25 protein-coding genes, 1 rRNA gene and 1 riboswitch are annotated in these 25,992 nt (G+C 71.8%); of the genes, 18 read left to right on the top strand and 8 right to left on the bottom strand.

Going from position 1 to position 25,992, the window contains the following annotated elements; genetic code table 11:
* The 11 genes from rrf to ACZ6Y1_RS22730 all read left to right on the top strand — a co-directional run.
* Positions 1 to 104: ribosomal RNA gene (rrf, locus tag ACZ6Y1_RS22780) — 5S ribosomal RNA — on the top strand; the annotation flags it as partial.
* A gap of 137 nt (positions 105 to 241) precedes the next feature.
* Positions 242 to 832 (top strand): CDP-alcohol phosphatidyltransferase family protein, encoded by a 591-nt coding sequence (locus tag ACZ6Y1_RS22775; protein ID WP_469632613.1) that lies wholly within the window; start codon positions 242 to 244, stop codon positions 830 to 832.
* 97 nt (positions 833 to 929) lie between these two features.
* Positions 930 to 3,425 (top strand): sugar phosphate nucleotidyltransferase, encoded by a 2,496-nt coding sequence (locus tag ACZ6Y1_RS22770; RefSeq protein ID WP_469632610.1) that lies wholly within the window; start codon positions 930 to 932, stop codon positions 3,423 to 3,425.
* A 111-nt stretch (positions 3,426 to 3,536) separates the two neighbouring features.
* Positions 3,537 to 4,445 carry a DUF881 domain-containing protein gene (locus ACZ6Y1_RS22765; RefSeq protein ID WP_469632608.1) on the top strand — a complete coding sequence of 303 codons (909 nt, stop codon included), beginning with the start codon at positions 3,537 to 3,539 and terminating at the stop codon, positions 4,443 to 4,445.
* Positions 4,442 to 4,774 (top strand): small basic family protein, encoded by a 333-nt coding sequence (locus tag ACZ6Y1_RS22760; RefSeq protein WP_373040019.1) that lies wholly within the window; start codon positions 4,442 to 4,444, stop codon positions 4,772 to 4,774. The genes ACZ6Y1_RS22765 and ACZ6Y1_RS22760 overlap by 4 nt, the downstream gene beginning before the upstream one ends.
* A gap of 5 nt (positions 4,775 to 4,779) precedes the next feature.
* Entirely contained in the window at positions 4,780 to 5,655 is an 876-nt protein-coding gene (locus ACZ6Y1_RS22755; RefSeq protein ID WP_469632603.1) for a DUF881 domain-containing protein, read from the top strand.
* 73 nt (positions 5,656 to 5,728) lie between these two features.
* Positions 5,729 to 6,685, top strand: a complete 957-nt coding sequence (locus tag ACZ6Y1_RS22750; protein WP_469632601.1) for an FHA domain-containing protein — start codon at positions 5,729 to 5,731, stop codon at positions 6,683 to 6,685.
* A gap of 19 nt (positions 6,686 to 6,704) precedes the next feature.
* Positions 6,705 to 7,469: a transcriptional regulator FtsR gene (ftsR, locus tag ACZ6Y1_RS22745; RefSeq protein ID WP_469632598.1), complete on the top strand. Its 765-nt coding sequence runs from the start codon at positions 6,705 to 6,707 to the stop codon at positions 7,467 to 7,469.
* Positions 7,470 to 7,532: 63 nt separating this feature from the next.
* A complete protein-coding gene (locus tag ACZ6Y1_RS22740) occupies positions 7,533 to 8,006 on the top strand; it encodes a bifunctional nuclease family protein (protein WP_384592450.1) in 474 nt (157 codons plus the stop codon).
* Positions 8,007 to 8,198: 192 nt separating this feature from the next.
* Complete coding sequence (locus tag ACZ6Y1_RS22735; RefSeq protein WP_469632594.1) at positions 8,199 to 8,837, top strand: MerR family transcriptional regulator; 639 nt, start codon at positions 8,199 to 8,201, stop codon at positions 8,835 to 8,837.
* Between the two features lie 67 nt (positions 8,838 to 8,904).
* The gene (locus ACZ6Y1_RS22730) at positions 8,905 to 10,314 is read left to right on the top strand and encodes a DNA polymerase IV (RefSeq protein WP_469632591.1); all 1,410 of its coding nucleotides are present in this window, start codon (positions 8,905 to 8,907) and stop codon (positions 10,312 to 10,314) included.
* 798 nt (positions 10,315 to 11,112) lie between these two features.
* Here ACZ6Y1_RS22730 and ACZ6Y1_RS22725 read toward each other — a convergent pair.
* Positions 11,113 to 11,478: a PRC-barrel domain-containing protein gene (locus ACZ6Y1_RS22725; RefSeq protein WP_469632588.1), complete on the bottom strand. Its 366-nt coding sequence runs from the start codon at positions 11,476 to 11,478 to the stop codon at positions 11,113 to 11,115.
* A 112-nt stretch (positions 11,479 to 11,590) separates the two neighbouring features.
* Positions 11,591 to 11,689: riboswitch (glycine riboswitch) on the top strand.
* Between the two features lie 195 nt (positions 11,690 to 11,884).
* Between ACZ6Y1_RS22725 and gcvP the strand changes: the two genes are divergently transcribed.
* Positions 11,885 to 14,770: an aminomethyl-transferring glycine dehydrogenase gene (gcvP, locus tag ACZ6Y1_RS22720; RefSeq protein ID WP_469632584.1), complete on the top strand. Its 2,886-nt coding sequence runs from the start codon at positions 11,885 to 11,887 to the stop codon at positions 14,768 to 14,770.
* A gap of 77 nt (positions 14,771 to 14,847) precedes the next feature.
* Here gcvP and ACZ6Y1_RS22715 read toward each other — a convergent pair whose 3' ends face one another.
* Positions 14,848 to 15,036 (bottom strand): DUF5999 family protein, encoded by a 189-nt coding sequence (locus ACZ6Y1_RS22715; RefSeq protein ID WP_329388107.1) that lies wholly within the window; start codon positions 15,034 to 15,036, stop codon positions 14,848 to 14,850.
* A 261-nt stretch (positions 15,037 to 15,297) separates the two neighbouring features.
* Positions 15,298 to 15,918 (bottom strand): hypothetical protein, encoded by a 621-nt coding sequence (locus ACZ6Y1_RS22710; RefSeq protein ID WP_385128360.1) that lies wholly within the window; start codon positions 15,916 to 15,918, stop codon positions 15,298 to 15,300.
* Positions 15,919 to 16,411: 493 nt separating this feature from the next.
* On the opposite strand from ACZ6Y1_RS22710, the gene ACZ6Y1_RS22705 reads away from it, so the two are divergent.
* The 3 genes from ACZ6Y1_RS22705 (at position 16,412) to ACZ6Y1_RS22695 (ending at position 19,673) form a co-directional block, all read left to right on the top strand.
* Complete coding sequence (locus ACZ6Y1_RS22705) at positions 16,412 to 17,926, top strand: glutamate-cysteine ligase family protein (RefSeq protein ID WP_469632581.1); 1,515 nt, start codon at positions 16,412 to 16,414, stop codon at positions 17,924 to 17,926.
* 139 nt (positions 17,927 to 18,065) lie between these two features.
* Entirely contained in the window at positions 18,066 to 18,866 is an 801-nt protein-coding gene (locus ACZ6Y1_RS22700; protein WP_469632577.1) for a CPBP family intramembrane glutamic endopeptidase, read from the top strand.
* A 96-nt stretch (positions 18,867 to 18,962) separates the two neighbouring features.
* On the top strand, positions 18,963 to 19,673 hold the full coding sequence (locus ACZ6Y1_RS22695) for a hypothetical protein (RefSeq protein WP_469632574.1): 711 nt from the start codon (positions 18,963 to 18,965) through the stop codon (positions 19,671 to 19,673).
* Between the two features lie 68 nt (positions 19,674 to 19,741).
* Here ACZ6Y1_RS22695 and ACZ6Y1_RS22690 read toward each other — a convergent pair whose 3' ends face one another.
* The 3 genes from ACZ6Y1_RS22690 to ACZ6Y1_RS22680 all read right to left on the bottom strand — a co-directional run bounded on the left by ACZ6Y1_RS22690 (position 19,742) and on the right by ACZ6Y1_RS22680 (position 21,786).
* The gene (locus ACZ6Y1_RS22690; protein WP_469632571.1) at positions 19,742 to 20,581 is read right to left on the bottom strand and encodes a PhzF family phenazine biosynthesis protein; all 840 of its coding nucleotides are present in this window, start codon (positions 20,579 to 20,581) and stop codon (positions 19,742 to 19,744) included.
* A 405-nt stretch (positions 20,582 to 20,986) separates the two neighbouring features.
* Positions 20,987 to 21,412 (bottom strand): hypothetical protein, encoded by a 426-nt coding sequence (locus tag ACZ6Y1_RS22685; protein WP_469632568.1) that lies wholly within the window; start codon positions 21,410 to 21,412, stop codon positions 20,987 to 20,989.
* A 29-nt stretch (positions 21,413 to 21,441) separates the two neighbouring features.
* On the bottom strand, positions 21,442 to 21,786 hold the full coding sequence (locus tag ACZ6Y1_RS22680; RefSeq protein WP_469632565.1) for a hypothetical protein: 345 nt from the start codon (positions 21,784 to 21,786) through the stop codon (positions 21,442 to 21,444).
* Between the two features lie 83 nt (positions 21,787 to 21,869).
* Between ACZ6Y1_RS22680 and ACZ6Y1_RS22675 the strand changes: the two genes are divergently transcribed.
* Positions 21,870 to 22,490, top strand: a complete 621-nt coding sequence (locus tag ACZ6Y1_RS22675) for a PadR family transcriptional regulator (RefSeq protein WP_384581930.1) — start codon at positions 21,870 to 21,872, stop codon at positions 22,488 to 22,490.
* Between the two features lie 97 nt (positions 22,491 to 22,587).
* Here the strand turns inward: ACZ6Y1_RS22675 and ACZ6Y1_RS22670 are convergent, their stop codons facing one another.
* On the bottom strand, positions 22,588 to 23,016 hold the full coding sequence (locus tag ACZ6Y1_RS22670) for a type II toxin-antitoxin system Rv0910 family toxin (protein ID WP_376658176.1): 429 nt from the start codon (positions 23,014 to 23,016) through the stop codon (positions 22,588 to 22,590).
* Positions 23,017 to 23,199: 183 nt separating this feature from the next.
* Between ACZ6Y1_RS22670 and ACZ6Y1_RS22665 the strand changes: the two genes are divergently transcribed.
* Together ACZ6Y1_RS22665 and ACZ6Y1_RS22660 are read left to right on the top strand one after the other, a co-directional pair.
* Positions 23,200 to 24,165: an EamA family transporter gene (locus ACZ6Y1_RS22665; protein ID WP_469632561.1), complete on the top strand. Its 966-nt coding sequence runs from the start codon at positions 23,200 to 23,202 to the stop codon at positions 24,163 to 24,165.
* Between the two features lie 158 nt (positions 24,166 to 24,323).
* Entirely contained in the window at positions 24,324 to 25,307 is a 984-nt protein-coding gene (locus ACZ6Y1_RS22660; protein ID WP_469632558.1) for a DMT family transporter, read from the top strand.
* Here ACZ6Y1_RS22660 and ACZ6Y1_RS22655 read toward each other — a convergent pair.
* Entirely contained in the window at positions 25,289 to 25,987 is a 699-nt protein-coding gene (locus ACZ6Y1_RS22655; RefSeq protein ID WP_469632556.1) for a pyridoxamine 5'-phosphate oxidase family protein, read from the bottom strand. The two genes, ACZ6Y1_RS22660 and ACZ6Y1_RS22655, sit on opposite strands and share 19 nt — an antisense overlap.
* Between the last annotated feature and the right edge of the window lie 5 nt (positions 25,988 to 25,992).

Genomic DNA, 25,992 nt, shown 5'->3' with positions numbered 1-25,992 from the left:
GCGTTAGGGAAACGCCCGGTTACATTCCGAACCCGGAAGCTAAGCCTTTCAGCGCCGATGGTACTGCAGGGGGGACCCTGTGGGAGAGTAGGACGCCGCCGAACAATCATTGTGGGAAAGCCCCGCACCAGCCCTTCAGGGTTCGGTGCGGGGCTTTTCTGCGTTCCGGATGCGTGTGTGGACTCCTGTAGGGTCAGGGAGCATCGTTCAACCTTTCTACCGTCACAGTGGAGGCCCCCGGGTGGAGGTCCAGGAGACTCGGGTTCAGACTGACCGAATTTTCACCATTCCGAACATCCTGAGCATGGCTCGCCTGGCCGGCGTGCCCGTGTTCCTGTGGCTGATCCTCGCGGAGTACGACGGGTGGGCCCTGGCCGTACTCATGCTCAGCGGGATCAGCGACTACCTCGACGGGAAGCTCGCGCGGCGCTGGAATCAGATCAGCAACCTCGGCAGGCTGCTGGATCCGGCCGCCGACCGGCTGTACATCCTCTCGACGCTCTTCGGTCTGACCTATCGCGAGATTCTTCCCCTGTGGCTGACCGTGGCGCTGCTGGCGCGCGATCTCATGCTGCTGGTCAACGTGTGGATCCTGCGCCGGCACGGCTATCCGCCGCCGCAGGTCAACTTCCTCGGGAAGGCCGCCACCTTCAACCTGATGTACGCGTTCCCCTTGTTGCTGCTCAGTGACGGGACGGGATGGTTGGCCTGGATGGGGTCAGTTTTCGGATGGGCGTTCGCGGGATGGGGTACAACCATCTATTGGTGGGCAGGAATCCTGTACGTGGTTCAAGTCCGCCGTCTCGTGAAGGCGGACGCCACCGCCGATTGAGCCCGCCCGACCGGAAGCCACGGTGGAGTCGGGGAGTCACCGTCCGAGACGGGTGAGGTCGGCACGACCGTCGTCTCCCAAGGAGGACTCTTCCGACATGAAGGCCGTCGTGATGGCCGGTGGTGAAGGCACTCGTCTTCGCCCCATGACCTCGAGCATGCCCAAGCCGCTCCTGCCGGTGGCGAACCGGCCGATCATGGAGCATGTGCTCAGGCTCCTCAAGCGGCATGGGCTCAGTGAAACCGTGGTCACCGTGCAGTTCCTGGCGTCGCTCGTCAAGAATTACTTCGGGGACGGCGAAGAGCTCGGCATGGAGCTCACCTATGCCCACGAGGAGAAGCCACTCGGCACCGCCGGCAGCGTCAAGAATGCCGAGGAGGCCTTGAAGGACGACGCGTTCCTCGTCATTTCCGGCGATGCGCTCACCGACTTCGACCTCACCGACCTGATCCGCTTCCACAAGGAGAAGGGCGCACTGGTCACGGTGTGCCTGACCCGGGTTCCGAATCCGCTGGAATTCGGCATCACGATCGTGGACGAAGAGGGCAAGGTCGAGCGGTTCCTGGAGAAGCCGACCTGGGGCCAGGTGTTCTCCGACACCGTGAACACCGGTATCTACGTGATGGAGCCGGAGGTCTTCAACTACGTCGACCCGGACGTCTCCGTCGACTGGTCCGGGGACGTCTTCCCGCAGCTGATGAAGGAAGGCCGGCCGATCTTCGGCTACGTGGCCGAGGGCTACTGGGAGGACGTGGGCACGCACGAGAGCTACGTCAAGGCGCAGGCCGACGTGCTCGAGGGCAAGGTCCAGGTCGAGATGGACGGCTTCGAGATCTCGCCCGGCGTGTGGATCGCCGAAGGGGCCGAGGTGAGCCCGGACGCGGTGCTGCGAGGGCCGCTGTACATCGGGGACTACGCGAAGGTCGAAGCCGGTGTGGAGATCCGCGAGCACACGGTCGTCGGGTCGAACGTCGTCGTGAAGAGCGGGGCCTTCCTGCACAAGGCCGTCGTCCACGACAACGTGTACATCGGGCCCCACAGCAACCTCCGCGGCTGCGTGATCGGCAAGAACACCGACATCATGCGTTCCGCGAGGATCGAGGACGGGGCGGTCATCGGCGACGAGTGCCTCGTCGGCGAGGAATCGATCGTCCAGGGGAACGTGCGCGTCTACCCCTTCAAGACGATCGAGGCCGGTGCCTTCGTCAACACCTCGGTGATCTGGGAGTCCCGCGGCCAGGCGCACCTGTTCGGTGCCCGGGGCGTCTCCGGGATCCTGAACGTGGAGATCACCCCCGAGGTGGTGGTCCGGCTCGCCGGCGCCTACGCGACCACCCTCAAGAAGGGGGCGATCGTCACCACGGCCCGAGACCACTCCCGAGGCGCCAGAGCGCTCAAGCGTGCGGTGATCTCGGCACTCCAGGCCAGCGCCATCGAGGTCCGCGACCTGGAGAACGTCCCCCTGCCGGTCGCCCGGCAGCAGACCGCCCGGGGCAGCGCCGGCGGGATTATGCTGAGGACCTCACCCGGTGTGCCGGATTCCGTGGACATCATGTTCCTGGACGAGCGCGGGGCGGACCTCTCGCAGGCGCAGCAGCGCAAGCTCGACCGGGTCTACGCGCGCCAGGAGTACCGGCGTGCGTTCCCGGGGGAGATCGGCGACCTGCACTTCCCGTCGAGCGTCTTCGACTCGTACACGGGTTCGCTGCTGAGGCAGGTGGACACCACCGGGATCGGCGACGCCGGGCTCAAGGTGGTCGTGGACGCATCGAACGGCAGCGCCGGCCTCGTCCTGCCCAGCCTGCTGGGACGGCTCGGGGTGGACGCCCTCACGATCAATCCGGGGCTCGACGAGTCCCGGCCGACCGAGACCGCCGAGTCCCGGCGGGCCGGGCTCGTGCGGCTGGGGGAGATCGTGGCCTCGGCACGGGCGGCCTTCGGGGTGCGGTTCGACCCGGTCGGCGAGCGGATCTCGCTGGTGGACGAGCGTGGGCGGATCATCGAGGACGACCGGGCGCTGCTGGTCCTGCTCGACCTGGTCGCCGCCGAGAAGCGGAGCGGCAAGGTCGCGCTGCCGGTGACCACGACGCGCGTCGCCGAGCAGGTGGCGGCGTACCACGGCACTCAGGTGGAGTGGACGACGACCTCGCCCGACGACCTGACCCGGGTGGGGCGGGCCGAGAACACCATCTTCGGCGGAGACGGCCGCGGCGGGTTCATCGTTCCCGAATTCAGCAGTGTCTTCGACGGGTCGGCCGCCTTCGTCCAGCTGCTGGGCCTGGTGGCGCGGACGCAGCTCACGCTGAGCCAGATCGACGCCCGGATCCCGCGTGCCCACGTCCTCAAGCGGGACGTGCCCACTCCGTGGGCGGTGAAGGGGCTCGTCATGCGGCGGGTCGTCGAGGCGGCCGGGGACCGGCAGGTGGACACCACCGACGGGGTGCGTGTGGTCGAGGCCGACGGCCGGTGGGTGCTGGTCCTGCCGGACCCGGCGGAGGCGGTCACGCACCTGTGGGCCGAGGGGCCCGACGACGCCTCGGCGCAGGCGCTGCTCGACGAGTGGGCGGCAGTGGTGGACGGGGCCGGGCACTGAGCGCCCGGCGCTGATCCGCGCAGGAGCTGAGTCCGCAGGCCCGGGCCGGGAGATCCCCCGGCCCGGGCCTGCGACGGGCGCATTGGGTGTGTACGGCGCCGACGTGCGACGATGTGCGGCATGTCGCAGCCGCCCCATAATCGGAGTTCGGCGTTCCCGGTGCCCCCGCGCCCGGACGCTTCCATGTCGCTGCTGACGCATGTGATGGACCACAGCCTCGACGAGGGCTACGCCGAGGCGTCCGCCCGTCGCGGGGCGGACGGTACGTCGGGCCTGCCCCGCACCCTCAAGGCCAAGCTGGGCCTCGCCGCGGGGCTGGTGCTCGCGGCGATGGTCGTCACGCTCGGGGCCGCCGAGGCACAGGTGGCCGCGCCGGTGCTGGCCAAGGAGCGTCAGGAGCTCATCGACCGGGTGGAGCGCGCGGACAACCGCGCGGACGGCCTGGAGCGGGACATCGAGCGGCTCCGGACCGACGTCGCCGACCGCCAGCGTGCGGCGCTCAAGCAGCCCGGTGGGGGACAGGGCGATCTCGTGGCGCTGCTGTCCGGTGCCACGGAGGTCCGGGGCCCCGGGATCAAGCTGGTCGTCGACGACGCGAAGGGCGCCTCCGACGGGGGCGGCGGCGGACCCCGCGAGAGCGCAGGCTTCTCGGACACCGGCCGGGTACGCGACCGCGACATGCAGAAGATCGTCAACGGGCTGTGGCAGTCCGGGGCGGAGGCCGTGTCCATCAACGGGCAGCGGCTGACGGCACTGTCGGCGATCAGGGCCGCGGGTGACGCGATACTGGTCGACAACAGGCCGCTGGTGCCGCCGTACGAGGTGCTGGCGGTGGGGGACAAGAAGCGGCTCGGCACGGCCTTCCAGGATTCGGCGGACGGCCAGTACCTGCACGTGCTGCAGGAGAGCTACGGGATCCGCTACACCCTGTCCGCGGCGGACGAGGTGCGGCTGCCGGCCGCGCCGAGCGTGACCGTACGTACAGCTACAGCAGCAGAGCAGCAGAAGGGTGCATCGTGATCGCGGTACTGGGCCTCTTGGTCGGAGTGGTGGCCGGACTTCTGGTCCGGCCCGAAGTGCCGGCCGTGGTGGAGCCTTATCTGCCGATCGCCGTGGTGGCGGCGCTGGACGCCGTGTTCGGGGGCCTGCGCGCGATGCTGGACGGCATCTTCGTGGACAAGGTCTTCGTGGTGTCGTTCCTGTCGAACGTGGTCGTTGCCGCCCTGATCGTCTTCCTCGGCGACAAGCTCGGAGTGGGGTCGCAGCTTTCCACGGGTGTGGTGGTCGTCCTCGGCATCCGCATCTTCTCCAACGCCGCGGCCATCCGCCGGCACGTGTTCCGGGCGTGAGGCCGATGAGTACGGACGACACCCCCGAGCAGCCGGGCGGCGCGGAACAGCCGCCGCAGAAGGCACCGCAGCCACCGCAGAACGGACCCGAGCCCGCCCGGACCGGACCGGAGCCGGCGAAGGAAGCACCGGAGCCGGCGAAGGACGCACCGGAGCCGGCGGCACAGACGGGCCGGCAGCGGCTCGCGGCCGGGCTGTGGCCGCCGCGGGTGAGCCGTGCCCAACTGATCGTCGCCCTGCTGCTGTTCGTCCTGGGCCTGGGCCTGGCCATCCAGGTGCGGTCGAACAGCGAGTCCAGCGCGCTGCGCGGGGCCCGCCAGGAGGACCTCGTACGGATCCTCGACGAGCTCGACGGGCGGACCAAGCGCCTGGAGGACGAGAAGCAGCGCCTGGAGGAGCAGCGCAAGGAGTTGGAGAGCAGCTCCAACCAGGCCGAGGAGGCGCGCAAGCAGACCGTGGAGAAGGAGCGGCAACTCGGCATCCTGGCCGGTACGGTGGCAGCTCAGGGGCCGGGCATCACGCTGAAGATCACCGATCCCACGGGCAAGGTGCGGTCCGACCAGCTGCTGGACGCGCTTCAGGAGCTGCGGGCGGCCGGGGCCGAGGCGATCCAGATCAACGGCGTGCGCGTCGTGGCAGGCTCGTACTTCTCCGATGAGAACGGTGGGGTCGCGATCGACGGTAAGAAGATCACACAGCCTTACGAGTTCAGGGTGATCGGCAAGGCCCAGGATCTGGAGCCCGCGCTCAACATCCCCGGCGGTGTCGTCCAGACGCTGGAGAAGGAGCAGGCCTCCGTCGCCGTCACACGGTCGGCGAAGATCGTCGTGGATGCCTTGCGGGCTGCGAAGCAGCCTGACTACGCTCGGTCGTCATCGTGATGATGCGGAGCGGAGAGTGGACCGGCTCACACGGGCTGATGCCTGCGGGGGGTCGGCGCACCGAAGTCGCGGTGTGTGGTGGAAACTGTCTGGTGGTTACGGACGTTGTGAGAATGTCCGGGTCGGCAGGTGTCTGCATTCGGAGTTCGTCCTGCCCCACGGGCGGGTCTGTTTCGGTCAAGGGGAATCGCCCGTGAAGTTGTTTGAGAAGTTGTTCGGCAAGAAGAACCGCGAGGAGAGCGGCTCGGCACGTCACCGTGCCGGGCAGGGCGACGGGGAAGGGCAGGGCGACCGGCCGCTCTTCCGTGACGAGGTCCCCGGCGCGGGTGACAATTCGGGCGCTTCCGGCGCGTCGACTGTTGACCCCGCTGGTACCGGACGCATAGGTTTCGGTGAACCATCAACCTCAACTGCGGGTGGAGGGTTCGCCCCCGACCCGTACGCCACCAACGCCTCCGCGGGGCAGCCGCGGCGCGAGGAGCCGTCCATGTCGGCCGAGCAGATTTGCAGCAGGTGCGGTCACCGCAGCGATGCGGCCAGCCGGTTCTGCTCCAACTGCGGGGCGCCGCTGCGGGCGGGTCTGACGCCGGAGCGGGCCTCGGAGACCACGTCCACCATCTCGATCTCGGGCCTGGAGGCCTACGAGGCCGAGGTGTCGGGACAGACGCACGTGTCGTCCTCGCTGTCCCCCGAGGCCCAGGCCGCGGTGGAGGCGCTGCCGCCCGGTTCCGCCCTGCTCATCGTGCGGCGCGGCCCCAACTCCGGTAGCCGCTTCCTGCTGGACGGCGAGCTGACCACGGCGGGCCGGCACCCGCAGAGCGACATCTTCCTGGACGACGTCACCGTCTCCCGGCGCCATGTCGACTTCCGCAGGGGCCAGGACGGCGGTTTCACCGTCTCCGACGTCGGCAGCCTCAACGGCACGTACGTCAACCGCGAACCGATCGACTCCGTCGCCCTGCACAACGGCGACGAGGTGCAGATCGGCAAGTACCGGCTGGTCTTCTACGCGAGCCTGCGGGGCGTCTGACCCCATCTGGGAAGGTCTCATGCTGCGTACCCCGACCGGCGGTGCCCCCGACAACGGCACCGCCGGAGCCGCCGGGCGGCTGGTGAGCATCGGCACCGTGCTCACCACGCTGCGTGACGAGTTCCCCGAAGTCACGATCTCGAAGATCCGCTTCCTGGAGGCGGAGGGGCTCGTCGAGCCACGGCGCACGCCTTCGGGGTACCGCAAGTTCAGCACCGACGACGTGGAGCGCCTCGCACGCATCCTGCGGCTGCAGCGCGATCACTACCTCCCGCTGAAGGTCATCCGGGAGCAGCTCGACGCGCTCGCCCGCGGCGAGCAGATCCGCATCCCGGCGCCCACCGACTCCGACGGTACGGCCGAGCCCGGCAGTCCCATGGCCGTCTACGGCGAGGTGGGCCGGGAACGGCCCACGGCGGCCCGCGTCGGCCGTGCGGAGCTGCTGGCGGCCGCCGAGGTGGACGAGGTGCAGCTGGTCGAATGGGAGTCGTACGGGCTGCTGGCGGAAGCTCCGGGCGGCGGATTCGACGCCGAGGCCGTCACGGTGGCCCGGCTCGTGGCCGATCTGGGGCGCTTCGGACTGGAGCCGCGGCACCTGCGCGCCATGAAGGCGGCCGCGGACCGTGAGGCGGGTCTGGTCGAGCAGGTCGTGGCACCGCTGCGCCGCCACCGCAACCCGCAGACCAGGGCGCACGCGGAGGCGACGATGAAAGAACTCGCGGGGCTGTCCGTGCGGCTCCACGAGGCCCTCGTGCAGACGGCTCTGGGGGTCCGGCTGAGGTGAGCCGGACGCCCGGAGTGGGGCCCCGACTACCCAAACCTGCCGAGCAGGTCCTAGGGTTGCTGTGTGAACGAGCTCGACGTTGTGGGTGTCCGAGTGGAAATGCCCTCCAACCAACCGATCGTGCTCCTGCGTGAAGTGGGAGGCGACCGGTACCTCCCCATCTGGATCGGACCGGGGGAGGCGACCGCGATCGCCTTCGCGCAGCAGGGCATGGCCCCTGCCCGGCCGCTGACGCACGACCTGTTCAAGGACGTGCTGGAAGCGATCGGCGAGGAGCTCTCCGAGGTCCGGATCACGGATCTGCGGGAGGGCGTGTTCTACGCGGAGCTCGTCTTCGCCAGTGGGGTCGAGGTGAGCGCGCGGCCCTCCGACGCCATAGCTCTGGCCCTGCGGACGGGAACGCCGATCTACGGCAGTGACGGCGTCCTCGACGACGCCGGAATCGCCATTCCGGACGAGCAGGAGGACGAGGTGGAGAAGTTCCGCGAGTTCCTCGACCAGATCTCGCCCGAGGACTTCGGCACCGGCCCGCAGTGAGCGCCGGCGGGGCCGCCCGAGGGGCGGGCCGCCGGGGACTTTCAGCCCATTCGAGTAGCCTTTCCCCGCAAGGGGATACGGGAAACCACTCTCAGGGTGATTATCACTCGGCGTGCCGAGTGTGGCGATCGTTGACGCACCCCTGGTGACTGCCTACCTTCGAGGTGGGCAGGTCAAGGACGGAGGGTCGGCGTGAGGATCACGGGCGACGGTACGACCGGGGGCACCCCCGCGCGGAGTGACGGGGGACCGTACCCGCTGCACGGCAGTGCGGTCGGTACCGCGCGTCGTCAGCCGGAGTCGACGCCGGTCGGGCCGGTGGGCGGCGACCAGGCGCCCGCGCAGATCGGATACCGGGGGCCGACGGCGTGCGCGGCGGCCGGCATCACCTACCGGCAGCTCGACTACTGGGCGCGGACCGGGCTGGTGGAGCCGAGCGTGCGGCCCGCGTACGGGTCGGGCACGCAGCGCCTCTACAGCTTCCGGGACGTGGTGGTCCTCAAGATCGTCAAACGCTTCCTGGACACCGGCGTGGCGCTGCAGAACATCCGCACGGCCGTGCAGCACCTGCGGGACCGCGGGTTCCACGACCTCGAGCGGATGACGCTGATGAGCGACGGCGCCACCGTGTACGAGTGCACCTCCCCGGACCAGGTCGTGAGCCTGCTCCAGGGCGGGCAGGGCGTCTTCGGCATCGCCGTGGGCGTGGTGTGGCGCGACGTCGAGAGCGCGCTGTCCCAGCTGCACGGGGAGCGCGTGGACACCGGCGAGACCCTGGTCGGGCACAACCCGGCGGACGAGCTCGCGGCGCGCCGCAACCGCGCCGTCTGAGCGTGGGGGCGGCCCGCCCCGCAAATGTGGCATGGGAATGTCAGAGGCGTAGGGCAGCATCGGGGCTGTGAGAGCCGCGCCGACCATCCTTCATCTGGACATGGACGCCTTCTACGCCTCCGTGGAGCAGGCGTCGAAGCCGAGCCTGCGCGGCAAGGCCGTCATCGTCGGCGGCCTCGGTCCGCGCGGGGTCGTGGCGACCGCCTCGTACGAGGCCAGGCGGTTCGGGGTGCACTCCGCGATGCCGACGGCGCAGGCGAGGCGGCTCTGCCCGAACGGCGCCTACCTCATCCCGCGCTTCAGCCTCTACCGCGAGGTCAGCGACCAGGTGATGGCGCTGCTGCGGGCACTGTCGCCGCTGGTGGAGCCGCTGAGCCTCGACGAGGCCTTCGTGGACCTGGAGGCGGGCGGGGTCGCCTTCGACTCGGCGAGCGCGCTGGCGACCGGGGAGCGGCTGCGGGCGGACATCCGGGCCCTGACGGGGCTGAGCGGGTCGGTGGGGCTGGCCGGGTCGAAGATGCTGGCCAAGGTGGCCTCCGAGGAGGCCAAGCCGAACGGGCTGCTGCTGATCGAGCCGGGTACGGAGCGCGAGCTCCTCGCGCCGATGTCGGTGCGGACCCTGCCGGGCGTGGGGCCGGCCACCGGGGAGCATCTGCGGCGGGCCGGGATCACCACCGTGGGGGAGCTCGCGGAGGCCGGTGAGGACGAGCTGGTGCGGATGGTCGGGCGCGCGCACGGCGTCGGGCTGTACCGGATGGCGCTGGGGCTGGACGACCGGCCGGTGGTCGCCGAGCGGGACGCGAAGTCCGTCTCGGTCGAGGACACCTTCGACGTGGACCTGCACGACCGGGTCCGGATCCGGGGCGAGGTGCAGCGGCTGGCGGACCGGTGCGTGCGCAGGCTGCGCGAATCGGGGCACTCGGGGCGCACGATCGTGCTCAAGGTGCGGCGGTACGACTTCTCGACGCTGACCCGCTCCGAGACGCTGCGGGGCCCGACGGACGACCCCGGAGTGGTACGGGAGGCCGCGGCGCGGCTCCTGGAGGGCGTGGACACCACGGGCGGGGTGCGGCTGCTGGGGGTGGGCGTGACGGGCCTGGCGGACTACACGCAGGAGGACCTCTTCGCGCAGGCCGCGGTGCTGGCGGAGGGCGAGGCGGAGGCCGCGGGGGCCGTGGGGGCGGCGGAGCCGGTCGAGGAGGCCGAGGCGTCCCCGGACCCGTGGTCCGCGGCGCGGGTGGCGGAGCCCGAGCCGGCCGTGGAACGGCGTTGGACGGCCGGGCTCGACGTACTCCATTCGGTGTACGGGCCGGGGTGGGTCCAGGGCAGCGGGGTCGGGCGGGTGACGGTGCGGTTCGAGCGGCCCGGATCCCCGCCGGGCCGCGTGCGGACCTTCCGGATGGACGACCCCGAACTGGAGCCGTCCGACCCCCTGCCCCTGGTGGGATCACCGGACACGGGCGCCGAGGACGCCTGACGGCCCGCGTACCAGTGCCCTGCGGGGCTCTGCGCAGCGGGGCAGCGGGTGGCCCCGGGGCGGCCCGGCACCGGGTCCGGCCGGCTGCACGGCCGGACCGGTCCGCGCCGCCTGGCGGGGCTCGGCCGGGGTTGGGGACCGCAGACCCGGGGGGACTGCGGTCGGTGCCACGCCCGGCCGCGTCCCTGGAGCCGGTACGGCGCGGCGCGCACGGCTGGGCGCGGGCCGCGCCCGACACAGGCGGAACGGCCCGTCTGCCAGTGTCCTGCGGGGCTCGGCAGCGGCTGGCCCGGAACGCGCTCGGGTGCCGCGCCTGGTGCGGCGCGACCGACGGCCGGACACGGGCCGCTGACGGTCGCAGGCGGTGCCTTGCGGGGCGAGGGGGCGGGTTCGGGGGGCCTGGTGCCGGGTCCGGTCGGCCCGGCGGCCCCGTCCCGTGGAGCCCGGTTGGCGCGTCCCGGGCACGGCCTGGCTCGGCAGCGCCGGACGCGGGCGGCTGAGGGTCCGGGCGCACGCGACCCGGGCACGGCCTGGCTCGGGCAGCGTCGGACGCGGGGCGGGTGAGGGTCCGGGGGCCGGTGCCCTGTGGGGGCTCGGCTGCGGCGGGGGCAGGCGGGCCTGCCCTCCTTGCTGCGTGCGGTCGGCCCGGGCCGTCTGGGCGGCGCTGGGCTGCGTGGGACGCGGGCGCTTGAGGCGCGTGTGCCCCGGCCCCGCCGGGCTTTGCGGCGGGGGCCCGGACCGCGCGGCGTGGCGCACACGGCCGCCGCCCACAGCGCGGGGCGGCGGCGCGGGGTGGGGTCAGTCGTCGTCGTTCGCCAGGTGGCCGAAGTCGTGGTGGAAGTCCGTCGGAAGCGTCACGTCCAGGCCGTAGTGGTGGTAGAGCTGGAGTTCCTGTTCGGGGGAGAGATGGCGGCCCACGCCGAAGTCGGGGGCGTCCTTGATCAGGGAGCGGTCGAACGGCACCCGCAGGGCGTCGTCCACCAGCTCGCTCGGTTCCAGCGGAACGAACGCGTCCCGGCTGAACAGGCCCGTACGGACGGCGGCCCATTCCGGGACGCCCGTGGCATCGTCGAGGTAGACCTCGTCCACGGTGCCGATCTTCGTGCCATTGCGGTCGAACGCCTTGCGGCCGATCAGGCTGCGCGGATCGATGTCGGTCTGCACGGTCCCTCCAAATGGTCGCAACTCCTCCGTAATGACTACAGAAGTGCATATCCCAAGAAGAGGCCACTCGGGGAGGGTCCGGATCCGCGCTGGTAGGCTGGGTATCGGCTGTCGACCCTGTGCGGGAGAGTCCTCCGAGTGAGAACGACGGAGGCGCCGAAGGAGCAAATCCTCCCCGGAATCTCTCAGGCATACGTACCGCACGGACGAGGCCACTCTGGAAAGCAGGGGCGGGTACCGGGCGCGCAGTGCCGGTTCCCCTCCTCACCGACGGTGAAAGCCGGTGGCTCGAGCGACCCTCCAGCGACCGGTGAAACTCTCAGGTTGAGATGACAGAGGGGGAGGCCGTCCGGGTGCCCGCGCCGTGGTGCCCCTCGCAGGTCGTACGACCAGGAGGCCTCCGTACATGACCGCCAACCGCATTCCGCTCTCCCAGCTGGAGCGAGGCATCCCCTTCGAGCAGCGCCACATCGGCCCGGACGCCGAGGCGCAGGCGAAGATGCTCGCTCAGGTGGGCTACGGCTCGCTGGACGAACTGACCGCCGCCGCGGTTCCGGATGTGATCAAGACCGCTGAGGCGCTGAACCTGCCCGAGGCGCGGACCGAGGCCGAGGTGCTGGCCGAGCTGCGTTCGCTCGCCGACCGCAACCAGGTCCTCTCCTCCATGATCGGTCTCGGCTACTACGGGACCTTCACCCCGCCGGTGATCCTCCGCAACGTCATGGAGAACCCGGCCTGGTACACGGCATACACGCCGTACCAGCCGGAGATCTCCCAGGGCCGCCTCGAAGCGCTCCTGAACTTCCAGACCCTCGTCGCGGACCTCACCGGCCTGCCGACCTCCGGCGCCTCGCTGCTCGACGAGGGCACCGCGGCCGCCGAGGCCATGTCGCTGTCCCGCCGCGTGGGCAAGGCCAAGGACGGCGTCTTCCTCATCGACGCCGACGCCCTGCCGCAGACCATCGCGGTGATCGAGACCCGCGCCGAGCCGACGGGCGTCGAGGTCGTCGTCGCGGACCTCTCGAACGGCATCCCCGCCGAGATCGCCGAGCGCGGCGTCTTCGGCGTGCTGCTCCAGTACCCGGGTGCCTCCGGCGCCGTACGGGAGATCAAGCCGGTCATCGACCAGGCGCACGAGCTCGGCGCGATCGTCACCGTCTCCGCCGACCTGCTCGCCCTGACCCTGCTGACCTCCCCGGGCGAGCTGGGCGCGGACATCGCCGTCGGCACCACGCAGCGCTTCGGCGTCCCCATGGGCTTCGGCGGACCGCACGCCGGCTACATGGCCGTCCAGGCCAAGCACGCCCGCTCCCTGCCGGGCCGCCTCGTCGGCGTCTCCGTGGACGCGGACGGCAACAAGGCGTACCGCCTGGCGCTGCAGACCCGCGAGCAGCACATCCGCCGCGAGAAGGCCACCAGCAACATCTGCACCGCGCAGGTGCTGCTCGCCGTCATGGCCGCCATGTACGCCGTCTACCACGGCCCCGACGGCCTGCGGACGATCGCCCGCCGCACCCACCGCTACGCGGCCCTGCTCGCCGCGGGTCTGACGGGCGGCGGCGTGGAGATCGTGCACGGCGCGTACTTCGACACGATCACCGCCCGCGTCCCGGGCCGGGCCGCCGAGGTCGCCGCCGCCGCCCGCGAGGGCGGGGTCAACCTGCACCAGGCCGACGCCGACCACGTCTCCGTCTCCTGCGACGAGACCACCCTGCGCGCCGACATCGAGGCCGTCTGGGCCGCCTTCGGCGTCAGCGCCGACATCGAGGCGCTCGACGCGACCACCGAGGACACCCTCCCCGAGGGCCTGCTGCGCTCGGACGCCTACCTGACGCACCCCGTCTTCCACCAGCACCGCTCCGAGACCGCGATGCTGCGCTACCTGCGCAAGCTCTCGGACAAGGACTACGCGCTGGACCGCGGCATGATCCCGCTGGGCTCCTGCACCATGAAGCTCAACGCGACCACCGAGATGGAACCGGTGACCTGGCCCGAGTTCGGCCAGCTGCACCCCTTCGCCCCGGTGGAGCAGGCCGAGGGCTACCTCACGCTCATCAACGAGCTGGAGGAACGTCTCTGCGAGGTCACCGGCTACGACAAGGTCTCCATCCAGCCGAACGCCGGCTCGCAGGGTGAGCTCGCCGGTCTCCTGGCCGTCCGCGCGTACCACCGCGCGAACGGCGACGAGCAGCGCACCGTCTGCCTGATCCCGTCCTCCGCGCACGGCACCAACGCCGCCAGCGCCGTGATGGCCGGCATGAAGGTCGTCGTCGTCAAGACCGCCGACGACGGCGAGGTGGACGCGGACGACCTGCGCGCCAAGATCGAGCAGTACCGCGACGAGCTCTCCGTGCTGATGATCACCTACCCGTCCACGCACGGTGTGTTCGAGGAGCACGTCGCGGACATCTGCGCCCAGGTGCACGAGGCGGGCGGCCAGGTCTACGTGGACGGCGCGAACCTCAACGCCCTGGTGGGCCTGGCCAAGCCGGGTCACTTCGGCGGCGACGTCTCGCACCTGAACCTGCACAAGACCTTCTGCATCCCGCACGGCGGCGGCGGCCCGGGCGTCGGCCCGGTCGGTGTCCGGGCGCACCTCGCCCCGTACCTGCCGAACCACCCGCTGCAGCCGACCGCCGGTCCGGAGACGGGCGTCGGCCCGATCTCGGCCGCGCCGTGGGGCTCCGCCGGCATCCTGCCGATCTCGTGGTCGTACGTGCGCCTCATGGGCGGCGAGGGCCTCAAGCGCGCCACCCAGGTCGCGGTGCTCGGCGCCAACTACATCGCCAAGCGCCTGGAGCCGCACTACCCGGTGCTCTACACGGGCCCCGGCGACCTGGTCGCGCACGAGTGCATCATCGACCTGCGTCCGCTGTCGAAGGAGACGGGCGTCAGCGTCGACGACATCGCCAAGCGTCTGATCGACTACGGCTTCCACGCGCCGACGATGTCCTTCCCGGTCGCCGGCACGCTGATGATCGAGCCGACCGAGTCCGAGGACCTCGCCGAGATCGACCGGTTCTGCGACGCGATGATCGCCATCCGCGGCGAGATCGAGAAGGTCGCTTCCGGCGAGTGGCCTCTGGAGGACAACCCGCTGGCCAACTCCCCGCACACCGCGGCGGCGCTGGGCGGCGAGTGGAACCACCCGTACACCCGTGACGAGGCCGTGTTCCCGGGCGGGGTCACGGCCGCCGAGAAGTACTGGCCGCCGGTGCGCCGCATCGACGGTGCGTTCGGTGACCGGAACCTGGTGTGCTCCTGCCCGCCGCTGGACGAGTACGACAACTGACCGATGACGAAGGGGCCGGTCCGGGAGGTTCTCCCGGGCCGGCCCCTTCGGCGTTCCCGACGCCTTCCCGATCCGTCCTATGCCACCGCGAGCGGGCGGTGCGGGGCGATGATCTGGCCGTCCGGGAGCAGCTCCCCGGTGTCCTCGAAGAGCAGGACGCCGTTGCACAGCAGGCTCCAGCCCTGCTCCGGGTGGTTGGCCACGGGGCGGGCCGCCTCCCGGTCGGCGGATTCGGCTGACGGGCAGGCTGGCTGGTGCTGGCACATGGATGCGTTCTTTCGCTGCGACGTGGTCTGTGTGCTACGGCTCGATGCGTGATTCATGGCCGTCCCCCTGGATCATCCCCGCACCCGCGGGGAGCGTGTCCTCAGTCTTCCCCCAGGACAGCTGCTTCGCAGGGATTTCCCGCCAGCTGTCCTCACAGATTGATGACGCATCACTCGTGCGGGCGGTTCAGGCCAACTCCCCTGTCATTTCGGATGGTTCGGCGGTGGCCCGGGCGGACTAACCCGAATGGGCCAATCGGGTCAGGCGGCCGGGGCGGCCAGCGAAGGCGGGACCGGCGGCGTCGCGGGGGTGAGCCGGTGCGTCATCACGGGCAGCAGCTCCGAGACCGGATGCGGCCGGTACGCGGCGATGCCGGGCGGGGCCGGAGCCAGGGGCACCAGCAGGTCCTCGCCCGCGGGCAGCCCGGCCGAGGCGTCGGCGCCCACCGCCCCGTGCAGCCACAGGGTCAGCATGTAGAGCTCCGGTACGGACAGGAGCCGCGGCTGGTACGCCTTGCCGAGCGACTCCGCCTGGCGCAGGGCGCGTTCGGTGGCCGCGACGTACGGGCCCTCGAAGAAGTGGGAGAAGGTCCACCCGTCCGGGGTCAGCCGGGTGTCGGCCGCGGCGACGAACCGGTCGCCGCTGCGAATGAGGAACCGCCATCCGGTGAGGCGGGTGCGCGGCGGCCTGCCGCCGGCCGCCAGGTTCGACATGCCGAGCCGGTCGAGGACGTGGACCGGCAGGGGGAGTTCGGCGGTCATCGGCCCTTGGAGCGCGCGCAGGGCGGGAGTGTGCGCCTCGTTGACGGCGGTGGGGGAACCGAGAGCCGCGAGGACACTGCGCAGGGCGGACGCGGGGGCCGGAGGGACGTGCAGCGGCATGGTGGGTCGCCTCTCACTTGGGAGACCTGTGGAAGGGGGAGGTGCGGACGGCGCTGTCGCATTCTGGGGCCAGAGGGGGGCTGAGGGGCAATGGCCGCGCGCCAACTCTCTGCCTCGTTTGCGGAGTTTATACGACATGTGTTCACGCAGTGTTTCGGCTAGCTGCCCCGCCTATTGCCGACAAGGCGCTTACCGGTCCCGCTGACATGGCATTCATGCCGCATGGACGCGAACATGTCGCGCTGACCTCGGAGGTTACCGGACGGGGGCCCGGCTGAAAAGCGCCGGTTATCCGGAACGGGCAAAGGCGAGGCGGAATTTGCACAAGTCGGCTTGCCAGGTGAATGTGCCGGAGCGCCCTTCGGCCAAACCGGCGCGCGCTCCGCGCAGTGCACGCCCCCCGGGCGTTATGGATCACGCTGCCGGGGCATCATCGACCGTACACGCGCGCCTGGGTGCCCAGCGCCAGGGCCAGTCGAGGAGGGACACTTCGATGGGGGAGAAGGTCGTGGCGGGCGGATTCGACCTGTCCGATCGGCAGAGGTATCGAAGGAAGCTCCACGAGTGTCTCGAGGGACTGGAGCGACTTCTGGCGGAGGGGAGGTTCGATCGCCCCAAGAACATGATGGGACTGGAGATCGAGCTGAATCTCGCCGGTGCCGACGGGTTGCCGAGAATGGTGAATGCGGAGGTGCTGGAGCGGATTGCGAGCACGGATTTCCAGACCGAGCTGGGAATGTTCAACCTGGAGGTGAACGTACTCCCGCACCGGCTCGGCGGACGTGTATTCGACCGGCTCGCCGAGGAACTCAGCGCTGGGCTGGGCTATGCCCACCGGCAGGCCGCGGAGATCGACGCCGGGGTGGTGATGATCGGAATTCTGCCCACGATCTCGCGCGGCGACCTGGTCGCCGCCAACCTGTCGGCGGTGGACCGGTACTCGCTGCTCAACGAGCAGATCCTGATGATGCGCGGCGAGGACTTCACCCTCGACATAGAGGGCGTCGAGAGGCTGACCTGGACCTCCGGCTCGATCGTGCCGGAGGCCGCCTGCACCTCCGTACAGCTGCACCTCCAGGTGACGCCGGCCCGGTTCTCGGACGTGTGGAACGCCGCGCAGGCGGTCACGGCCGTCCAGATCGCGGTGGGCGCGAACTCGCCCTTCCTGTTCGGGCGGGAGCTGTGGCGGGAGTCGCGGCCGCCGCTGTTCACGCAGGCCACCGACACCCGGCCGCCCGAGCTCCAGGCGCAGGGGGTGCGACCGCGCACCTGGTTCGGGGAGCGGTGGGTGGACTCGGCGTACGAGCTCTTCGCCGAGAACGTCCGCTACTACCCCTCCCTGCTGCCGATCTGCGACGAGGAGGAGCCGCTGCGGGTGCTGGACGAGGGCGGGGTGCCGCGGCTGCAGGAACTCGTCCTGCACAACGGAACGGTCTACCGCTGGAACCGGCCCGTGTACGGGGTCGCGGACGGGGTGCCGCACCTGCGCGTGGAGAACCGGGTGCTGCCGGCCGGGCCCACCGTCGCCGACGTCGTCGCCAACGCCGCCTTCTACTACGGACTCGTACGCACCCTCGCGGACGAACCGCGCCCGGTGTGGACCAGGCTGCCCTTCGCCGAGGCGGAGGCCAACTTCGACGCGGCCTGCCGGTACGGGATCGAGGCGCGCGTGCGGTGGCCCCGCCGGGGCCGGGCCGGGGGACTGGCGAGCGTACCGGCGGTGCGGCTGGTGCTGGACGAGTTGCTGCCGATGGCGGCGGCCGGACTGGACGCCTGGGGCATCGAACCCGCCGACCGGGACCACTACCTCGGCATCATCGAGGAGCGCTGCCGGCGGCGGGTGAACGGGGCGACCTGGCAGGTCGACACCTACCACCAGGCCCTCGCCGGCGGGCTGGAGCGGGACGAGGCACTGGCCGCGACCACCCGGCGCTACAGCGAGCTGATGCACAAGGGCGACCCCGTGCACACCTGGCCCGTGGGGTTGGGAGGCGCCGGTCCCGCCTGACCGGTCCCGCCTGACCGAACGCCCGACCGGCCGCGGCGCCCGCTGGGTCCCGTTGATCGCGTGATCCCGTTCCGCCGCCGAGGAGGCAGTATGGGGTGGTCGGAACAGGGCGGCAGGGCGGCAGGGACGGGAGTCGGGCGTGCGGGTGGAGCCGGAGCCGGTGGACGTGGAACTCAGCGGGGAGGGGCGGCGCGGCCTGCTGCGGACGGAGACACTGCTCGTCCTCGCGCTGTCCCTGGGCGCGAGCGCCTTCTCCTCGCTGATCAGCTTCATCGGCTCGCTCACCAAGCCGGGCGGGCTCAAGGACCAGGCGGCCACGCTCAACGCCTCGCACGCCCCGGGACGGCCCTGGCTGGACCTGGCCTGGCAGCTCTTCGGGATCGCGACCGCCCTGGTCCCCGTCCTGCTCGTGGCCCACTTCCTGACGCGCGAGGGCGCGCCCGGCCTGCGGGTGCTCGGCTTCGACCGGACCCGGCCCTGGTGGGACCTGGGCCGGGGCGCGCTCGTCGCGGCCGGGATCGGCGGCGCGGGGCTGGCCTTCTACCTGGCCGCCCGCGCGAGCGGGGCCAACCTCACGGTGGTGCCGGAGGCGCTGCCGGACGTGTGGTGGAAGTTCCCCGTGCTCATCCTCTCCGCGGTGCAGAACGCCGTGGTGGAGGAGGTCATCGTGCTGGCCTACCTGCTGCGCAGACTCGGCCAGCTGGGCTGGTCGCCGATGGCCGCGCTGCTCGCCAGCTCGGTGCTGCGCGGCTCGTACCACCTCTACCAGGGCATCGGCGGCTTCATCGGCAACATGGTCATGGGCGTCGTCTTCGTGCTCGCCTACCGCCGCTGGGGGCGGGTGGGCCCGCTCGTCGTCGCGCACGCGCTGCTCGACATCGTGGCCTTCGGCGGCTACGCGCTCCTCGCGGGCAAGGTGGGCTGGCTGCCGACGCCCTGACCCCCGGCCCGGTGCGGGCCACCCGATCGGCCCAGCCGGGCGGGGGCGGGCGCGGCAGCGGTGCGACGCTGGAGGGGGAGCGAGGAGGCGCGCGCGGTGGCTGTTCTGGACTCCCTGGTGCCGTTCGCGCCGTTCTTCGTGCCGGTGGTCACCGGCCTGGTGGGCGGGATCAGCCTCCTCATCCGCGACCGCCGTGAGGCGCGCAGCAGCGACCACCACTACCGCAGGCGGCTGGAGAAGGCCCAGCTGGAGATCCAGTTCCTCAACGGCTGGATCCAGGCCAAGGAGCTGGCGCCGACCGACGCCCCGGCGCCGGACCCGGAGCCGGGGCAGTGGCTCGACGAGTGCTACGCCTCGGTGCGGCGGGCCAAGGAGGACACGGGGGGCCGCCACCGGACGGGGCCGGTCTCGCTGCGGAGGCTCCTGCTGCTGGGGGAACTGAGCGGCCCGGCGAAAAGCATGAGGGTCGTCTACTGGATCTCCCTCCTCCTGTTCAACGGGGCGCTCGCGTGGTGGGTGAACGCGCTCGTCACCGGCGTGCCCGGCTTCGCACACCAGGAGGACGTCTCCGAGTCCGAGGAGATCGCCTCCTACCTGGGGGTGGCGGGCGTCTGCTTCGTCGTGTCCGCCATCCTGTGGGTCTGGACGGTGCACCTGGGCGCGGCGGAGCCGGCGCAGGTCTACCGCAAGCGGATCGACTCGGCCGCCTGGACGGCGTACGAGGACGAGCGGCGGAGAGCGGCGCGCGCGAAGGCGGAGGCGAAGGCGGCGGCTAAGGCGAAGGCGAAGGCACGCTCGAAGGACTGACCGGGGCGGGGTGGGGCCGGGGCGGGGTGGGGCCGGGCGGGGCCCGGCCCGTGTCGGAGCGCCCGTCGTCATTCCGCCGTGGGCGGGGCCGCCAGGAGCTCCCCGTCGAGGACGGTGACCGCGTGCCCGGTGAGCAGGGTGCGGTCTCCGGCCAGCGTGACCTTGACCAACCCCTGGCGGGCGCCGCCCTGGAGGCCGGTCAGCTCGTCCCGGCCCAGGCGCTGTGCCCAGAACGGGGCGAGCGCGGTGTGGGCGCTGCCAGTGACCGGGTCCTCGTCGATCCCGAAGGCGGGGAAGAAGCCCCGCGAGACGAAGTCGTACCCGCGGGAGGGGTCCTCGGCGGGTGCGGTGACGATCACCCCGCGCTTGGCGAAGGCCCGCAGGGCGGCGTGGTCGGGCTCCAGCTCGCGCACGGTCTGCTCGTCGGCGAGCTCGATCAGCAGGTCGCCGATGTGCGACGCGGTGTCGTGCACGGAGAGGATCGGCGCGCCGCCGAGCGCGTGGTCGACGGCGGTCGGCGCCGGGGCGGGGGTGAGGGAGGACGTCGGGAAGTCCAGGGTGATGGCGCCGTCCTCGGCGGCCTCGGCGGTGAGGATGCCGCAGCGGGCGGTGAAGCGGACCAGCCCCTTGGCGAGCCCGCTCGTGGCCAGTACGTGCGCCGTGGCGAGCGTGGCGTGCCCGCACATGTCGACCTCGGCGGCCGGGGTGAACCAGCGCAGCGCCCAGTCGGCGTCGCCGCCGGGCGGGAGGGGATGGGCGAAGGCGGTCTCGGAGAGGTTCACCTCGGAGGCCACCTGCTGGAGCCAGGCGTCCGGCGGGAACCCGCGGTCGCCGTCGAGGATCAGGACCCCGGCGGGGTTCCCGTGGAAGGGGCGGTCGGTGAAGGCGTCGACGATTCGGATGCGCATGCCCCGACGGTAGGACGGATCCTTGATCACCGACAAAGGCCAATACGGGGTGTCTGGCCTGGTGTCACCGCGGCCGGTGGCGGGGCGCCGTTCCTCCCCTCACCTCTTCTCCCTTCCCTCCACGTCCTGCGGCCTGCGTCCTGCGGCCAGTGGCCGAGGGTTGTGGTTCCGCGGCCGGCGGGCCGCAGTTCGTGGTCTGCCGGGGCGTGGCGCCTGGGCCGTGTCCCGGGGCGGCGCCTCCAGCCTGCGGTCCGCGGGGCGCGCAGGCTGCGGTCTGCGGGGACGGTGCCGGCGTGGTCGGCCTGTGCCGGCTTCCTCCGGCCCTGCGAGCAGGCGCCGCCTTGGCGCGGGCGGCGCAGGGCCTCCCGGGCGTGCCGGAGCGGCGGGCGCGATCGGTGGGGGACGTCATCCGGTCCGCTTGCGCGGGACCGCCACCTGACCGGCGTCCGGGTCGCCCATGAGTGCGAACGGTTCGGGGTGTTCGGCCGTGCCCACCACCCGCCGGTTCAGCTCCGCCGCCTCGCAGCCGGGGATGGCGAGGGTGACGCCCGCACGGTCGTGCTGCGACGCATCCTCGGGCTGCCACGTCCCGCGGCCCGAGCAATGGTTCACGACGTCGAACCCGTCGTGGACCGGCAGGCCGTACGCCACCGCCTCGCCATGCGGGCCGAGTTCGAGACGGACGTGGTCGCCCGCCCACTCCCCGGTGCAGTCGGCGCGTGCGAGCACGGGGGGTTCGTACGAGGGGACGTCCGCTCCGATGCACAGGGTGGCGAGCACCGCGACCGCGATCGGCGCCCCCGCCCGGCTCCGCACCCGGCGCCCCGGCACCCGCCGCCTCCGCGCCGGCACCGCCACCGTCAGGCCGCGATCCAGCCGAGCGTGGCCGCGTACGAGTTGCCGGCCGGCAGTGAGAGCGGTACGGCGTATCCGGCCGCGAGCAGGAGGGCTATCGGCGCCGCCCAGTACGGGGCGGGGACGCGGGTGCGGAGGCCCGCGCGGTCCGAGGCCGTCATGGCCGGCGCGGTGGCCGGCGCGGTGAACAGCGGGCGGTGCAGGAAGCCCAGGCCCAGCGCGATGAGCGTATTGATGAGCAGCGCGACGGCGCCGCCGTACCACCGGCCGTACGGCTCACCTCGGCGTCCGGTGCGATTCCGCTCCAGGTGCCGGTTCTCCGAAGTGTTTCCGATATATCGTTGACGCATCGCGATCGGTCATCGATAGTGGAGACATCGGGGAACCGATGAACCGGAACGAACCACTACGAAGTGACGGAAGGAGCGCAGTCATGCGTTCACGTGGACAGCACGAACACGGGCACGGACACGAGCACGGACGGGGCCACGGCCACTGCGGGCCCGATCGTCGGGAGGAGTTCAGGGGGCTGCGCGCCGCCTTCGGCCCGTTCGGGCCTCCCTTCGGCGGCGGACCCTTCGGCGGACGCGGCGGTCGCGGCGGGCCGCGCGGCAGGGCTCGGCGCGGAGACGTGCGCGCCTCGATCCTGGCGCTGCTCGCCGACCGGCCGATGCACGGCTACGAGATGATCCAGGAGATCGGCGAGCGCAGCGGCGGGGCGTGGAAGCCCAGCCCCGGCTCGGTCTACCCGACCCTGCAGCTGCTGGAGGACGAGGGCCTGATCGTCAGTGAGAGCGAGGGCGGCAAGAAGCTGTTCACGCTCACCGACGCCGGCCGTACCGAGGCCGAGGCCGGCCCCGACGCCCCCTGGGCGGACGCCGGCCGGGGCTTCGACTTCGAGGCGATGCAGGAGATCCGGACGGCCGGATTCGGCCTGATGGAGGCCTTCGGGCAGGTCTTCAAGACCGGCTCGCCCGAACAGCGGGAGAAGGCCCTCGCCGTCATCAACGACGCCCGCAAGAAGCTCTACCTGATCCTGGCCGACGAACACTGATCCGGCCGGGCCCCGGCCCGGGTCCGGCCCCGGCCCGGCGCACGAACGGAGCGCCCCGCGAGTCCTCTCGCGGGGCGCTCCGTCGTCCGGGCGGCGGTCAGACGACCAGGCCGGCCAGCTTGCGCAGGGATTCGTTCAGCGCGGCGGTCGCCGAGTCCTTGAGCTTGCCGGCCATCAGGGACACCGCGGCGCCCGTGAACTCGCCGTCGATGCGGACGGTGGTGGCCCCGCCGTCCGGGGTCAGCGTGTACCGGGTGAGCACGGCCACGCCCATCGGCCCCTTGCCGGTGATGGCGAAGACCCGCTCGTCCTCCAGCTCGGAGACGGTCCAGACGACCTCGGCCGGGAAGCCCATCATCTTCATGTTCTCGGCGAAGGTGGATCCGACCGCGAGGGTCTCGGGCCCGCCCTTCGGGAAGTTCGTGTGGGTCATGCTCCACTGGCCGTACGCGTCCCAGTCCGTCAGCTGGGACCAGACCTTCGCGGCGGACGCCTCGATGCGTGATTCCGCGGTGACTTCAGCCATGCGACCACCCCTTCTCGTCGGGTACGTGCGGCGGAACGTAGCCCCGGCGGGCGGAACATTCAATACTGACGACCTGTCAGAAATCGGCGGAGCGGGAGGCCGGAACAGGGGCCGGGGTGTCGACTGCGTCTCAACAGGTGTCATGCTCGTGACGGTCCTGACCGGCCCTGTCATGATGGCCCGATGCAAGCGTCAGGGAAGAACGCCGGACTGGGCCTCGCCCTCGTCTCGGCGGTTGCGTTCGGTGGTTCCGGAGTGGCGGCGAAGCCGCTGATCGAAGCGGGTCTGGACCCTCTCCAGATGGTCTGGCTCAGGGTGGCCGGGGCGGCGCTGGTGCTGTCCCCGCTGGCCTGGCGCCACCGCGGTCTCGTCCGGCGCGAGCCCGCGCTGCTCGCGGGCTTCGGGCTGGTCGCCGTCGCGGGCGTACAGGCCTTCTACTTCGCCTCGCTCTCCCGTATCCCGGTCGGCGTGGCCCTGCTGCTCGAGTACCTGGGCCCGGCGCTGCTGCTCGGCTACATACGTTTCGTCCAGCGCAAGCCCGTGACGCGGGGTGCCGCCGCCGGGGCGGCCGTGGCCGTCGTGGGGCTGGCCTGTGTCGTGGAGATCTGGGCCGGGCTGCGGCTCGACCTGCTCGGCGTGGTCTTCGGCCTCTGCGCGGCACTGTGCCAGGCCTCCTACTTCGTCTTCGCCGACCAGGGTTCCGACGGGGAGGACGCCCCGGACCCGCTCGGCGTGACCGCGTACGGCCTGGTCGTCGGCGCCCTCGTCATGACCGTGATCGCCCGGCCGTGGGAGATCGACTGGCATGTGCTCGGCGGCGAGGCGGCCCTCGGCGACGTCATGGTGCCCGCAGGGGTGCTGCTCGGCTGGGTGGTGCTGATCGCGACCGTCTTCGCGTACCTGACCGGCGTCGTCTCGGTGCGCAGGCTCTCGCCGCAGATCGCGGGCGTCGTGGCCTTCCTGGAGGCCGTCGTCGCCACCGTGCTGGCCTGGATCCTGCTCGGCGAGCACCTGTCCACCTGGCAGATCGTCGGCGGCGGGCTGGTACTGGGCGGTGCGTTCATCGCGCAGTCCTCCCGGCCGGCGCCGCCGGAGGTGCCGGCCGAGCCCGATGTGGTGCTGCTGGACCGCGAGACCACGACGGCCTAGGGTGAGGCGCATGTATTCGACCGTGCTGTCGCCGCCCGCCGCCTAGGCGCGGGCCGCACCTCCACGAATCCGAGCGCCCGGGGTCCCCGGGCCTGTGAGCGCTGCCCGCGAAGAGATGACCTGCCTTCCTCATCCTTCACGCATGCGCGGAGAACCACGTGTCGAACCATTCGCCCGCCGCCGGGCGCAGTCTGCTGTACCTCGTCATCGCCGGAGCCGCCTGGGGCACCGCCGGGGCGGCCGCCTCCCTCCTCTTCCTGGCCAGTGACCTCGGCCCGCTCGCCCTGTCCTTCTGGCGGTGCGCGGGCGGGCTCGTGGTGCTGCTCGGGGTGCTCGCCGTACGCGGGCGCCGCCGGGCGGACGACGGGCGGGCGCGGCCGTCGAAGGCCTCGCTGATCGGGACCGGCCTGCTGTTCACGCTCTTCCAGGCAGCCTATTTCGCCGCGGTCCGCGAGACCGGCCTCGCGGTCGGCACCGTCGTCACCCTCGGCGCCGGACCCGTACTCATCGCGATCGGTGCCCGGTACTGGATGGGCGAGCGCCTCGGCCGCGGCGGGCCGGCGGCCGTCGGCGGGGCGCTGGCCGGGCTGGCCGTCCTGGTGCTCGGCAGCGGGGGCGGCGAGGTGCGGCCCCTCGGCGTCGGCTGGGCGCTGCTGTCCGCCGCCGGTTACGCGGCCATGACCCTGCGGGCCCGGCGGCTCGGGCAGCGCGGGGCGGGCGGGGATCCCCTGGTGACCACCGCCTGGTCGGTCGCGGTGGGCGCGGTCGCCCTGCTGCCGCTCGCCTGGGCGGAGGGGCTGCTGCCGCACACCGCCGAACCGGGGCGGGTGCTCGGGCTGCTGGTGTACGTCGCCCTCGTGCCGACGGCGCTCGCGTACGTCCTCTACTTCACCGGCGCCGCCGCGGTCCGGGCCGCCACCGTGTCCGTGATCATGCTGATCGAGCCGGTGAGCGCGGCGGCCATCGCCGTCCTGGTGCTGGGGGAGCGGCTGACCGGCGCCGTGGTGCTGGGGACCGTACTGCTCCTGACGGCGGTGGGGGCGCTGATCGTGGCCGAGACGCGCCGGCTGGCGGCCGGGCAGGGTCCGGCGGCCGCCGGGTCCGCAGCCGTGCGGGAGCGTCCTCAGAGCGCCGTGATGTAGTCCGGGACGGCGATGCCGGGGGCCAGGTCCGCGGCGGGAACGGGGACTCCGTACGCCGGTGCGACGGGGACCGTGCCCGCCCAGTGGGGCAGGTCCAGGTCCTCGGCGTCGTCGTTCGGGCCGCTGTCGCGGACCTTCGCGGACACCTCGTCGAGCTCCAGGCGGATCACCGCCGTGGCGGCGAGCTCCTTCGGGCTGCCGGGCCGCGAGTCGGCGGCGCGGCCCGGCACGACCTGGTCGACGAGGGCGTCCAGGGCGAGGCGGCGTTCCGCCTCGTCGGTGACCTGGTAGGCGATGCCGTGGGCCACGACCGAGCGGTAGTTGAGCGAGTGGTGCATGGCCGCGCGGGCCAGCACCAGGCCGTCCACGTGGGTCACGGTCACGCAGACGGCGAGACCCGGGTCGGGCTTGCCGGCCGCGAGCAGCGGGCGCGAGCCGGTGGAGCCGTGCATGTACAGGACCTCGCCGACGCGGGCGAAGAGCGTCGGCAGCACGACGGGGGCGCCGTCGCGGACGAACCCGAGGTGGCAGAGGTAGGCCTGGTCGAGTATCGCGTGCACCGTCTCGCGGTCGTAGCGCGCGCGGTCCCGGTAACGGGTGGGGGTGGTGCGGCCGGTGGGCCCGTACCCCGCCTCCGGCTCCGCCCTGGTCTCCGACTTCGTCGCGGGGGTCGCGGTCATCGTGC

It is taken from the genome of Streptomyces sp. NPDC053432, from assembly GCF_055585365.1.
Note: the sequence above shows the minus strand (reverse complement) of the source record. Positions and strands in the feature narration are given on the sequence as shown.